The organism is Pseudoflavonifractor phocaeensis (genome assembly GCF_016901735.1).
Classification (GTDB): Bacteria; Bacillota; Clostridia; order Oscillospirales; family Oscillospiraceae; genus Pseudoflavonifractor_A.
Genome location: NZ_JACLZC010000219.1, coordinates 1 through 365, shown reverse-complemented (window position 1 = coordinate 365; position 365 = coordinate 1). Strand labels below are relative to the sequence as shown.

Annotated in this window: 1 pseudogene; it reads right to left on the bottom strand. The window is 51.0% G+C overall.

The features are described from left to right. Nucleotides 1–133: 133 nt before the first annotated feature. Nucleotides 134–365 (bottom strand): annotated as a pseudogene (locus H7U37_RS15350) (IS110 family transposase); the annotation flags it as partial.

Sequence of the window (365 nt, the reverse complement as noted above, 5' to 3'; positions counted from 1 at the left end):
ACCTTGCTACGAAAATAAGTAGCGAGGGCGTGAACCTTGACAAACAGGCTTTCAACGCCTCATGAAAAACCATCGCAGCACAAAAAGCGGCAGGCCAAAACCTGTCGCCGGCCGAAGTATGGAGTAGTGGGAATCAGCCTGGTGCCACCACAAAGTATCCCAGCTTTTGCAGTTCGTTCACCATACGGCTGGCCCGTTTGCGCTCACTTTGTTTTCTGCGGATCTCAAAACAGTCTTCGTTGTATGGAGAACCTGTCTTCAACATCGTGTAAATCAGCGCCAGCAGTTTGCGAGCCAAAGCAATCGTTGCACGTTTAGCGCCCTTCCGCTGTTTTATCCTCCAGTACCAACCGGAGAGGTACAAG